Source organism: Nonomuraea salmonea (genome assembly GCF_042428605.1).
GTDB lineage: Bacteria > Actinomycetota > Actinomycetes > Streptosporangiales > Streptosporangiaceae > Nonomuraea > Nonomuraea salmonea.
In genome coordinates, this window is sequence record NZ_JBHMCF010000006.1 from 1 (window position 1) to 12,004 (window position 12,004).

Sequence of the window (12,004 nt, forward strand, 5' to 3'; positions counted from 1 at the left end):
CCGCTGGAACAACTCCCACAACTCATCAGGCACCAGTCGTCGAAGGAAGGCATCCACGAAAGATTCAACGACCAAACCCCAAATGAGTCACGGTCTTAATCCGTAGGTTCCGGGTTCGAGCCCCGGGCGCCCTACCACTCCACACCCCATTCGACCTGGGGTTTCCCGGTTCCTGTACGCCTGGTGCGAGGTAAATAAGGCCGAGTTCATGCTCGTCTGATGCTCTTCGGCACGCGTACGGCCCGCGGTGGGCGGCGACAGGGTCCGGACGAGCCGCTTCCCGCTGCCGGGCTGTGATCACCTGAGACCGCCAGGATTCCAGCAGAGGGACAGATATTCTCCCGGCACCCGGTCACTTGATAGCTGTCTCTCGCGAACATTGCGGGTGCCGAAAATTCATCCGTTCAGGTCAAGCAGCATGCCGGTACTCCCTGAGAACACCACCGCGTCGATCATGTCGGCGGGCGTCGAGCCGGGTGATCGGGGCTTGACCGGCATCCGAGCCGGGGAGCGGCCGGAGCAGAGCAGCCTTGTGGAGAGCTCGGTGCGGCCGGTATTCGTTACCTCAGGCCGGCCCCTACTCGCCTGTCACGCCGGCCAGGAGCTTCGCCGTGTCCGCTGGCGACTCCACCGGGAAGTGGTGGCTGCCCAAATCGACGAGCACGATGTCGAGCCGGTCACCGTAGCGGTCGATGGCTTCCTGGGTGATGAGGTACGGATCGCGAACACAGTGATCGGTTGCTTCGTCTCGCGCAGCGCCGCGTCCATGTCCCAGCGCACCAGGCCCTCGATGGAACGCAGTCCGGCGGGCTGACGCACCGCGGCCACCTTCTCGAGGTGAGCACCCTTGAGAGCCGGGTCGGTCCCGACCGGCGAGCCTCCCTCCACCAGGCCCCGCACCCCCGCGGCGAAGCCTTCCCTGAACACCGTCGTCACCCTCACGGCCGCAGTACGGCGACCTGCGCTGCCTTTTCCACAACCGGCTGGACGAGGACGACCTGCGCGGCCTGGCGCGGGTCTGGTCGCGGCTCGATCCGGACGGCGATGCCGGAGGCGACGCCGACCGACCGAGCACGCTGGAGCGATGAGGCGGCCGTCCGCCCCGCGGCCATCTCGAGGCAGGTCATCCAGCCTGCACCGCTACCACCAGCGACGCCTGGCCGGCCCGCCGGTCAGCGGGCCGTGGCGTGGTCGTCGAGGTGCGGGTGCGGCGGCTGGGCCCGTCCCGGATGTCGCTTTCGATCATCATGGGTCGAGTGCTTGATCACACCCCGGACCGGTATCAGCCGCCCCCGCCGCCCCCGGGCGTGCCTCCGGTGACGGCCTGTACCTCTCGAGCGCTCAACTCCTGCAACATCGCGCCGTCGCTGTTGCTGAGGATGACACCGACCCAGCCGGTGTACGGGTAGATGTTCCAACTGGCGCCGACCCCGGGGTTGGCGCCGGCGCGGCCGTGCACCCACTGACCGCCGACGATACGGACCGGCATCTGGTAAGCCCCGAACGACCCCGGCCCATGGGGCGACTTGGGCGCGGTGAGCACCTCGGCGTAAGGCCGTTCCAGCACCGTGCCGTCGCTCAGCGCGTGCGCGAACCGCACCAAATCCGCCGCGGTGGCGAAGCCGCCGTCCCCGGGGACGTCGATGAAGCCGCGGCCCGGGTTCTTGCCCAGCGTGGCCTGGTTCGAGCTGCTCTTGTCCAGGTTGCGGACGGCGTCCACCACGCGGCCGTCAGCCGACCGCATGTACGGGTGCGCGATGTGCTTATCGGTGAGCCACCGCGGCCTGGTGTAGAACGCCGAGCCGATCATGCCGCAGCGCTTGAAGATGTTCTCCTCGACGTAGTCCCAGTACGTCTTGCCCGTCACTGCCTGCACGATGAGCGCCGGGGATGACAATCTCGGCCCCGGCGTGGCCGGTGGAAGTGCCGACGGGCGCCGCCAGCTTCGCATGGCGGGCCCACCGCTCGTAGTACTCCTGCACCTCCTCCTTGCTCTGGAAGACGCGCCGCACGTCCTCATCCGGGCTCTTCAGCCCGGAGATGTTGGCGAGCAGGTGGTGGACGGTCACCTGCTCGGCGACGTCCTTGGCGAAGCCCTTCAGGTAGGTGCCCACCGTGTCCGACAGCTTCAGCTTGCCCTGCTGCGCCAACTGCAAAATGGCCACCGCCTGGAACGGCTTGCCCGCCGAGCTGAGACTGAACGCGATGCGCTCGCTGTTGGCGATCCCTTTCTCCTTGTCGGCCATGCCGTAGCTGCGCGACAACACCGTCCGGCCCTTGTGCGACAGCAGCACCACGCCGGAGAACTTGCCCGCGGCGGCCAGCTTCGCCACGTACCTGTCGTAGGCCCCGCCGGGCAGAGTGTCCGGCGGGAGGCCGGCGACCTTGTCAGCGCCGCCCGCTCCCGCCGCGACCGCGGCGTCCAACAGCGGCACAGTCGCGGCACCGGCCGCCACCGCAGCGCCCCGCAACAGCGAACGCCGGTTCCACATTCCGTCAACAGCCACGTCTTCTCCTTTTCGTGATCACCTTCACGGCGCTTCCTGTCCAGCGGACGGTCACAGCGCCCCAGGGCTACCGACGCGCGCTGCCTGACGAGGGCGATGCCGAAGCCACCCTGGGCCGCACCGCATGAATCCGGTGCGGGCCGAACCCTTCGGCCGGGCGGCGCGTCCGGCCTTGGCCGGACGCGTCGCGGATCTCGTCTCGCGCTCCGTGGCCCGTCCGCCTGTCAGCCCCGTCCACTGTCGACCGGCCATATCCCCGCCGCGTCCCCGCCATGTCATGGGTGTGTCACGGTTCGCGCCGGCAGCGGCCGCCGTCGGGAACACCGCGCCGACCAGGTGGTCTCAGGGTCGTTGTGGAACACGGTGATCTCGTGCCCGCGGAGACGGGCCGCCTGGGGACGTGACCGAAGGGACCGAGCTCGCTGGCAGGAGTGCCAGGCCTGGTGCGCCGGCTCGACTGGTGCCGCATTTCAGCATGGCGCGACAGATCGTCCGCCGTGGACGTATCGCGGCCATATCGAAAATCGCATACGCCACGGCAACGATCTTCCGTCTTCAGTGGACGCATGGACCACAGCGCATCACTGCCGGCGCGGGCGCTTCGTAGATGCGGGACTGTGCTCGTCAGTCCGCCGACCATCGAAGACGCGCCTGCCCGGCTGAGACGTCGCAGATGCGGCTGAGCCATCGAACCGACGACTTCTGCGGCCGCACTTCGAGGAGCAGACAGAGCGAGGAGGCCTTGGTCGTGGATCCCCTGGTGGAGATCGCCATTCCCGTCTACAACGAGAAGCACGTGCTGGCACACAGCGTGCGCCGGTTGCACCACTATCTGGAAGAGACCTTCCCCTACCGGTTTCACATCACGATCGCCGACAACGCCAGCATTGACGGGACCTGGCAGGCGGCGCTGGAACTGGAGGCCGCGCTGCCACACGTGGGGGCGGTGCGGCTGGAGCAGAAAGGGCGGGGACGGGCGCTGCGGCATGTGTGGAGCCGCAGCGACGCCGATGTGGTTGCCTATATGGACGTGGACCTGTCCACCGATCTGGACGCGTTCCTACCGCTGGTGGCGCCGCTGATCTCCGGGCACAGCGATCTGGCGATTGGGTCTCGGCTGACCCGCGGGTCGGCGGTGGTACGCGGCCCGAAACGGGAGCTGATCTCCCGGTGTTACAACGTTCTGCTGCGTACGGCATTGGCGGCCCGCTTCACCGACGCCCAATGCGGCTTCAAGGCCGCCCGGACCGTGGTCGCGCAGGCGTTGTTGCCGTCGGTGCAGGACGAGAAGTGGTTCTTCGACACCGAGTTGTTGCTGCTGGCCGAATGCAACGGGCTGCGCATCCACGAGGTGCCGGTGGACTGGGTCGACGATCCCGACAGCCGCGTGGACGTGCTGCAGACCGCGCTGGATGACCTGAAGGGCATGGCCCGGGTGGCGCGCCGCATGCTGACGGGCGCCTTCCGCGTCCCGGTGGAGGGCCGACCCCGGCCGAAGCTGCCAGCGGGGATGGCCCGGCAACTGCCGACCTTCGCGATCATCGGGGTGTTCAGCACGATCGCTCAACTGCTGTTGTTCGTGCTGCTGCGCACAGTGATGGGACCGCTGTGGGCGAACGCGGTCTCGCTGGTGATCACCACCATCGGCAACACCGCCGCCAACCGCCGCTTCACCTTCGGCGTGACCGGGCCGGAGCGGGCGTTCCGGCAGCAGTTGGAAGGCGGCGTCGCGTTCCTGCTCGGGCTGGCGCTGAGCACCGGCGGCCTGGCGCTGCTGCACGCGCTGGCGCCAGAGGCGTCACGTGTCGTCGAGATCGCCGCGCTGGTGACCGCCAACGGGGTCGCGACGCTGGTGCGCTTCATGCTGATGCGCGCCTGGATCTTCCATCCACGACGCTTGGGGCGCCGGCCGGCGCCGGCCGAGCCGACAGCCGTCCACACGGGCAGAAGGGACGACGTTCGATGACCACTTCCACACACCAGTCGCCACCGCTCCCCAGTCCGTCAGGCACATCTGTCTCCAACAGGCCTCGCGGGAGTCACCGCTTGCATGCTGGAGTGGGGCGGCTGCGCCGGCTGTTCCTGGGTGGGCCGGACGATCCGCGCTGGTCGCGTCCCGCGCTCTGGGGCGTGGTGCTGGCCGCGTTCGTGCTGTACGCGTGGAACCTGCCGGCAGCCGGTTACGCCAACTCCTATTACTCGGCGGCGGTTATGAGCGGCACCGAGAGCTGGAAGGCGTTCTTCTTCGGCTCGCTGGACTCCGAGTCGTTCATCACCGTGGACAAGCCCCCGATGGCGCTGTGGGCGATGGGCCTGTTCGCCCGCGTCCTGGGATTCGGGACGTGGAGCCTGATGTTGCCGCAGGTGCTGGCCGGGGTGGCCGCCGTCGCGGTGCTGCACGCCACGGTGCGGCGGGCGGCCGGGCTCCCGGCGGCGCTGATCGCTGCCGGGGCGCTGGCGCTGACGCCGATCACGGTCGCCATCAACCGCGAGAACGCCCCCGACCCGTTGCTGGTGTTGTTCCTGGTGCTGGCAGCGGGGGCGTGCCAGCGCGCGATCGAGACGGGACGCCTGACCTGGCTGCTGGCCTCAGCGGTGTTCGTGGGGTGCGGGTTCAACACCAAGATGCTGCAGGCGTTCGTGGTCGTCCCGGCACTGGCGCTGGCCTACTTGGTGGCAGCCAGGCCGCGGGTGCAGCGCCGGATTTGGCATCTGCTGGCGGCCGGTGTGGCGCTGGGGGTGTCCAGTTCCTGGTGGATGGTGGTGGTCGACCTGATCCCGTCCGGGAGCCGCCCGTTCATCGGCGGCAGCACCGACGGGACCGTGTGGGACGTGGTCATCGGCTTCAACGGCCTGGGCCGGATCTTCGGTGAGGGGAATAGTTCCGGCGCGGGCAGTTTCGGCGGAGGCAGCGGCGGTTTCGGTGGCGCCGCGGGCGCGGGACGGCTATTCAACGACATCGTCGGCGGGCAGATCTCCTGGCTGCTGCCGTTCGCGGTGCTAGCGCTGGTGGCGGGGCTGGTGCTGCTGCGGAAGCGGCCGCGCACCGATCTGCCGCGGGCCGCGCTGGTGCTGTGGGGCGGCTGGCTGGCCGTGCACTACGTCGTGTTCAGCTTCGCCGGGGGCGTGTTCCACCCCTACTACACCACGGCGCTGGCCCCCGCGGTCGCCGCACTGGCCGGCTCGGGCGGGGTGCTGCTGTACGGCGCGTACCGGCGGTCGGCCCGCTGGTCGTGGGTGCTGCTGGTGGGCGTGGTGGCCACGGGCGCGTGGTCGTTCGTGCTGCTGAACCGCACCCCCGAGTGGAATCCGTGGCTGCCCTGGGTGGTCGTGGCGGCGACCGTGGTGGCGGTGCCCACGCTGGCGCTGTGGCGGCGAGGCCGGAGGTTCGCCGCCGCGTCGGTGACGATCACGCTGGTCGCGGCTCTGGCGGGCCCGGGAGCGTACGCGTCGGCGACCGCATTCGGCGGTGCGAAGAACTCGTACGGCAACGCGCTGGCGGGGCCATCCATGGAACAGGGCCCGAACGAACAGGCCCCTGGAATGCGGCAACCGGGCGGGCAGGGCGGCGTTCGCGTGGTCCGCGGGCCAGCCGCTCAGTTGAGCCCCGAGTTGATCGGCTACCTGCGGCGGAACCGGGGCGATGCGCGCTGGCTGGTCGCGGTGTCCGCCGCCCAGCAGGCCGCGGGCATCATCTTGTCGACCGGCGAGCCGGTGATCGCGATGGGCGGCTTCACCGGCCAGGACCCGGCGATGACGGTGGCCAGGCTGCAGGAGTACGTCAAGAACGGCGAGCTGCGCTACATCCTGCTCAACGCGTCGGCCGGTTCTCGTAAGGGTGCGATCTCGGCTGTCGCGGAGTGGGTGCGGCAGAACGGCACTCTGATCGACGCCGGCGAGTACGGGGAGTCGCTGTCCTCCTCAAAGGGCGCTGAGCAGCAGCTGTACCGGTTGAGCTGAGGAGCATTCATGGCGGGATTGACGCGAACCCTGTCGGTTGCCCGGCAGCGTGCGGACCGAGGGCGACCCGGCCTGGGCCCGGCCTGCGCTGCTGGCACTGCTGGCCGGCACGGCCGTGCTGTACACGTGGGGGCTGGGCGCCTCGGAGTGGGCGAACTCGTTCTACTCGGCCGCGGTGCAGGCCGGGGCGAGTAGCTGGAAGGCGTTCTTCTTCGGCTCCTCCGACGCGGCGAGCGCCATCACCGTGGACAAGACACCCGCCGCGTTGTGGCCGATGGCGATTACCGCACGGTTGTTCGGGGTGAACTCGTGGAGCATCCTGCTGCCGCAGGCCGTGATGGGCGTGGCGACCGTCGCGACCGTGTACGCGGCCGTGCGGCGCGCGCTGGCCGGCACCGTGCCCGCGCGTGTCGAGGCAGGCGCGGGGCTGCTGGCCGGAGCGGTGCTGGCGCTGACGCCAGTGGCCACGCTGATGTTCCGGTTCAACAACCCGGACGCCTTGCTGGTGCTGATGCTCACCGTGGCCGCGTACGCGTTGGTGCGTGCCCAGGCGGAGGCGAGTACCCGATGGCTGGTGGTGTGCGGGGCGTGCGTGGGGGCGGGGTTCCTGGCCAAGATGCTGCAGGCGTTCCTGGTCCTGCCCGCCTTCGGATTGGTGTACATGCTGGCCGCGCCGGCACCGCTGCGGCGCAGGATCTGGCAGCTGGCCCTGGCCACGGCCGCGATGGTGGCCGCCGCCGGCTGGTGGGTGGCCATTGTCGCGCTGGTGCCGGCCGGCGCTCGTCCCTACATCGGCGGTACGCAGGGCAACAGCGTCCTGGAACTGGCCTTGGGCTACAACGGGCTGGGCCGGCTCAACGGTGACGAGGTGGGAGGCCTGGGCAACACCAGCGACGACGCCGGGTGGGGCCGCATGTTCGGCCACGCCAACGGCGGCCAGATCTCCTGGCTGCTGCCGGCCGCGCTCATCCTGCTGGTCATCGGATCGTGGATGCTGCGCGGTGCTGCTCGTACCGACCGGGTGCGCGCCTCGCTGGGACTATGGGGCGGGTGGGTGCTGGTCACCGGCGCGGTGTTCAGCCTGATGCAGGGTATCTTCCACCAGTACTACACGGTGGCGCTGGCTCCAGCGGTCGCCGCCCTGGTCGGGCTGGGAGCCGGGCTGCTGTGGCCGCGGCGGCGCGCGGTGTCGGGCGCGGCCCCGCTGGCGGCGGTTGCGGCGGTCACAGCGGCGTGGTCGTACGCGCTGCTGCAGCGCACCCCCGATTGGCATCCGTGGCTGGGCCCAGTCGTCGTCGTGGGTGGCCTGGTCACGGCCGGGATGTTGCTGGGAGCCGCCTACCTGCCTGGATGGGTGGTCGCAGGGGTGGCCGTGCTGGTGTCGTTGGCGGGGCCGGCCGCGTACGCACAGGACACGGTCGCCGCCCCGCGTAGCGGGGTGATCGTGACCGCCGGACCCGCCGTCGCTTCAGGCGCCGGTCTGATGCGGACGGGAACGGGCCGGGGAAAGCAGCAGGGCGGTGGCGGCGAGAGCGTCCCGCCGGGCCGCGAGATCGTCCTCATGCACTCCTCGCCTCCCCCCAGCGCTGAACTGGTGGCACTGCTGAATGCGAACGCGGACTCCTACCGGTGGCCCGCCGCGACGTTGACGTCCCTCAACGCCGCGGTGTACCAGCTGGCCACACGAACGCCGGTGATGGCGATCGGCGGCTTCAACGGGACCGACCCGGCTCCCACGCTCGAGCAGTTCCAGCAGTATGTAGCCCAGGAGCAGATCCACTACTTCGTGGACGGCGGCGGAACGATCTCCGCAGGCAACGGCCGTCCCCACGGCGGCAGCGATGCCGCCCAGCGCATCGCCGAGTGGGTGAAGACCAACTACACCGCCCGCACCGTCGGCACCGCCAAGGTCTACGACCTCATAACCCCCTGATACCCCGAAGCCGCGCGTTCGGTGGCATACGCTCGCGATATGCCGTGCTTCCTAGGCTCGCGTCATGCGCGTACTGATCGTGGAGGACGAGCCCTACCTGGCCGAAGCCATCCGTGACGGTCTCCGGCTGGAGGCGATCGCCGCCGACATCGCCGGCGACGGCGACTCCGCCCTGGAACTGCTCAGCGTCAACTCCTACGACCTCGCGGTCCTCGACCGCGACATCCCCGGCCCCTCCGGTGACGAGATCGCCCGCCGGATCGTCGCCTCCGGCAGCGGCATCCCCATCCTCATGCTCACCGCCGCCGACCGGATCGACGACAAGGCCTCCGGCTTCGCGCTCGGCGCCGACGACTACCTCACCAAACCGTTCGAGCTTCGAGAGCTCGTCCTGCGGCTGAGGGCGCTGGACCGCAGACGCGCGTACGCCCGCCCCCCGGTGATCGAGATCGCGGGCCTGCGGCTGGACACCTTCCGCCGGGAGGTCTTCCGCGACGGACGCTACGTGGCTCTCACCCGCAAGCAGTTCGCCGTGCTCAACATCCTCGTCACCGCCCAGGGCGGTGTCGTCAGCGCCGAAGAACTACTGGAGCGGGCCTGGGACGCCAACGCCGACCCCTTCACCAACGCCATCCGCATCACCGTCTCCGCCCTGCGCAAACGACTCGGCGAACCATGGCTCATCGCCACGGTGCCCGGCGTGGGCTACCGCATTGATAGCGGCACGGACCCCGTCCACCCCGACCGCACGCATGAATAGACGCCCAGGGCTCAGCGCCCGACTGAAACTCACCATCAGCTACGCTGGATTCCTCCTGCTCGCCGGCGCTCTCCTGCTGGCCGTGGTGTGGGTCTTCCTGCTGCGCTACGTACCCGACCGCGTCAGCATCATGGCCCCCATCTACGTGCCCAATCGCAGCGACCTCCTGCGCCTGTTCCTGCCCGCCGCAGCTGTGGCACTGGCTTTCCTCCTGGTGTTTGGCCTCATGGGAGGGTGGATTCTGGCCGGCCGGATGCTCGCACCACTGACCCGGATCGCGGACGCGGCGCGGCTGGCCTCCGACGGATCGCTCTCCCATCGGATTCGGCTCCCGGGCGGCGAAGACGAGTTCCGCGAACTGGCCGACGTGTTCGACGCCATGCTCGAGCAACTCGAATCCCACGTCAGCCGGCAGCAACGGTTCGCCGCGAACGCTTCCCATGAACTACGCACCCCGCTGGCGATCTCACGCACACTCCTCGAGGTCGCCCGCCATGCCCCCCAACGGGATCAGACCGAACTCATCGAACGCCTCAGCTCCGTCAACACGCGCGCGATTGACCTCACCGAGGCCCTCCTCTTGCTCAGCCGCAGCGAGCGAGGCAGCTTCAACCCCGAGCCCGTCGACCTGTCCCTCCTCGCCGAGGAAGCCGCGGAAACGCTGCTTCCCCTCGCGGAGAAGCGCCAGATCGCGCTTAAGGTCACCGGCGGAAGGGCATGGGCCGCTGGCTCCGAGGCACTCCTGCTGCGGATGGTGACCAACCTCGTCCAGAACGCCATCGTCCACAACCTCCCCAGCAAGGGCACCGTCACGGTTCACACCGAATCGCGGCGCGATACGAGCGTGCTGCGGATCGAGAACACCGGCCATCGCATTCCACCAGAACTCCTGCCGACCCTCACCGAGCCCTTCCAACGCGGAACCCACCGCGCACGCCTCGACGATCACGCGGGCGTCGGCCTCGGGCTGGCCATCGTGCACAGCATCGTCCAGGCACACGACGGGACACTGGGCCTCACCCCCTGCCCTACCGGTGGGCTCCGCGTCACGATCCGGCTTCCCGGCACCGCGCAGCCCGGCCATCGATCGCAGGCAGCAACGGCTCGATATGAGCTCATGCCTTGTCCGGCCAGATCACCACGTCGCACCACGATCGACATCCATCCGCCGGGCATGAATCAAGCCGTCCCGTCTGGCCATGTGAATGCGAAGTGGGAATGGTCAAGGGGTGCCATCCACCCCATGGTTGCTCGTCGGATGCTCTTCGGCACCTGATGCGGCATGGCAGCGGACGGCATTCTTGGACATTTTGAAAGCGGACAACGCATGACACCGTGCCACCATAAGAAACGGCTGGATAGTCGGCGGCATTGAGAACTGCGGCTTTTAATCCGTAGGTTCCGGGTTCGAGCCCCGGGCGCCCTACCTCAACGACCTGGGCGCTCTCCCTGATCTCCATGATCTGGAAGCCCGCCCAGTTGCATTTTCAGTTGCAGTCATCCCTAGAGCGCTCGGCCCATGCGGGCTGCTGCTTTGGTCGAGAGTGTGGCCATGATGTGGGTGTAGCGCTTCGTCGTGGTCAGTTGTGAGTGGCCGAGGATTTCCTATACGACCCTGATGTCCACGCCCTGCTCGATCAAGAGCGTCGGCCGTGTGGCGAGCGTCGTGGACGCGGGCGTCTTTGTCCACTTCGGCCAGGCGCAGAAGCTCTTTCCATTCGTCCCAGCCCTGGCCGGGCTAAGTGCTCTCGGGTGAGATGCCATACACAGCCAGGACGTCGTCCATCTTGGTGGCAGAACACCACGTCAAGTAGACGACCAGCGGGGTTTGCAGGCGAAACCACTCGTAGTAGGTTGAGTCGATCACGGACGTTTCCTCTCAGCTGACACCGCCATGGGCCACGCTCAAGGATCTCTGCGCATCCGCGTGCCGTCCGCCGCCGAACCGCGATCAGCCACGTTGCTCGCTGAGCCAGGGTGAGGAACGAACCCTGGATCGTCGATCGCCCCCAAGCGCGTACGGCGGCCCAGCGAACCGAATCGACATGGGGCCTGCACCACCTAAGGAACGTGGAGAAGGCGCTCGCCACCCCAGCGCGACCCCGCCGCGCGTGAACTCCTACGCGACCTGATCTCTATGCGCCGAGCTCTGGGTCCGCCTCCCGCCTGATCCACTCCAGATAGTCCGCCGTCCCGGCGACCAGCGGCACGGCGATGATCTGCGGCACCTCATACGAATGCAGACGCCGGATCGTAGCGGCCAGTTCCTCGAACCGCTCACCCGTCGTCTTCATGAACAGCAACCACTCATCAGCCCGCCTCATCTCACCCCTCCACCAGTAGACGGACGTGATCGGCGCAACAAGCTGCGCACCGGCAGCCAGACGCTCACCCACCACCGCAGCGGCGATCCGATCAGCGACGTCACGATCCGGCACGGTCACATGAACCTCAAGGAACTCAGCCACGCCGATCTGTCTGGTCTCACTTGATGCTTGACGCTTTGGCATCGGATGATGCTTGACACTCCTAGCCGATCTTTCGCTTCTTAGTATGCGCCTGGGACTTGATCCGGGTGATCTCCTGGGTGGTGGTTCGAGGCACGACGCGGATGGGTTCGCCGTTGTCGTGGACGGTGATGTGGGTGTCGTCCACGGTCACGTCCAGGATCTTGCGGGCGTGGACCCGTCCGACCTGGATCTTCTGTCCGACGACCTGGAAGTGGCCGCGGCTGCAGACCACACGCTGGACGGTGACGGGCCCGGCAGGGGAGGTGGGCGGTGGTCCGGCGGCGCGGGCGTTGCGCAGGGTGACGCACTCGGCGAGCGGGAGGGGGCAGGGCAC

9 protein-coding genes and 1 pseudogene are annotated in these 12,004 nt (G+C 68.5%); 6 read left to right on the forward strand and 4 right to left on the reverse strand.

All coding sequences use genetic code 11. The features are described from left to right. Positions 1-418 precede the first annotated feature (418 nt). Entirely contained in the window at positions 419-814 is a 396-nt protein-coding gene (locus ACFFR3_RS06710; protein ID WP_345391551.1) for a hypothetical protein, read from the forward strand. A gap of 468 nt (positions 815-1,282) precedes the next feature. Here the strand turns inward: ACFFR3_RS06710 and ACFFR3_RS06715 are convergent, their stop codons facing one another. Both ACFFR3_RS06715 and ACFFR3_RS06720 read right to left on the reverse strand, forming a co-directional pair. Then, positions 1,283-1,867, reverse strand: a complete 585-nt coding sequence (locus ACFFR3_RS06715; protein WP_379482771.1) for a serine hydrolase — start codon at positions 1,865-1,867, stop codon at positions 1,283-1,285. After that, entirely contained in the window at positions 1,764-2,507 is a 744-nt protein-coding gene (locus tag ACFFR3_RS06720) for a serine hydrolase domain-containing protein (protein ID WP_345391560.1), read from the reverse strand. The genes ACFFR3_RS06715 and ACFFR3_RS06720 overlap by 104 nt, the downstream gene beginning before the upstream one ends. Before the next feature lie 748 nt (positions 2,508-3,255). Here ACFFR3_RS06720 and ACFFR3_RS06725 point away from each other — a divergent pair. The 5 genes from ACFFR3_RS06725 (at position 3,256) to ACFFR3_RS06745 (ending at position 10,436) form a co-directional block, all read left to right on the forward strand. Beyond that, complete coding sequence (locus ACFFR3_RS06725) at positions 3,256-4,473, forward strand: bifunctional glycosyltransferase family 2/GtrA family protein (protein WP_379482772.1); 1,218 nt, start codon at positions 3,256-3,258, stop codon at positions 4,471-4,473. An 80-nt stretch (positions 4,474-4,553) separates the two neighbouring features. Then, complete coding sequence (locus ACFFR3_RS06730; RefSeq protein WP_379482773.1) at positions 4,554-6,467, forward strand: ArnT family glycosyltransferase; 1,914 nt, start codon at positions 4,554-4,556, stop codon at positions 6,465-6,467. 49 nt (positions 6,468-6,516) lie between these two features. Beyond that, positions 6,517-8,400, forward strand: coding sequence for a mannosyltransferase YkcB-related protein (locus ACFFR3_RS06735; protein WP_379482774.1), 1,884 nt, complete (start codon positions 6,517-6,519; stop codon positions 8,398-8,400). 64 nt (positions 8,401-8,464) lie between these two features. Continuing rightward, a complete protein-coding gene (locus tag ACFFR3_RS06740) occupies positions 8,465-9,160 on the forward strand; it encodes a response regulator transcription factor (protein ID WP_379482775.1) in 696 nt (231 codons plus the stop codon). Beyond that, positions 9,153-10,436, forward strand: coding sequence for a sensor histidine kinase (locus ACFFR3_RS06745; RefSeq protein WP_379482776.1), 1,284 nt, complete (start codon positions 9,153-9,155; stop codon positions 10,434-10,436). The genes ACFFR3_RS06740 and ACFFR3_RS06745 overlap by 8 nt, the downstream gene beginning before the upstream one ends. Positions 10,437-11,295: 859 nt before the next feature. Here the strand turns inward: ACFFR3_RS06745 and cutA are convergent. After that, the gene (gene cutA / locus ACFFR3_RS06750) at positions 11,296-11,628 is read right to left on the reverse strand and encodes a divalent-cation tolerance protein CutA (protein ID WP_345391572.1); all 333 of its coding nucleotides are present in this window, start codon (positions 11,626-11,628) and stop codon (positions 11,296-11,298) included. 61 nt (positions 11,629-11,689) lie between these two features. Further along, positions 11,690-12,004 (reverse strand): annotated as a pseudogene (locus ACFFR3_RS06755) (hypothetical protein); the annotation flags it as partial.

Bases quoted from the DNA above. Each gene is read 5' to 3' on its own strand.
- ACFFR3_RS06710 (WP_345391551.1), top strand. From the start codon at position 419: ATGCCGGTACTCCCTGAGAACACCACCGCGTCGATCATGTCGGCGGGC.
- ACFFR3_RS06740 (WP_379482775.1), top strand. From the start codon at position 8,465: ATGCGCGTACTGATCGTGGAGGACGAGCCCTACCTGGCCGAAGCCATC.
- ACFFR3_RS06745 (WP_379482776.1), top strand. From the start codon at position 9,153: ATGAATAGACGCCCAGGGCTCAGCGCCCGACTGAAACTCACCATCAGC.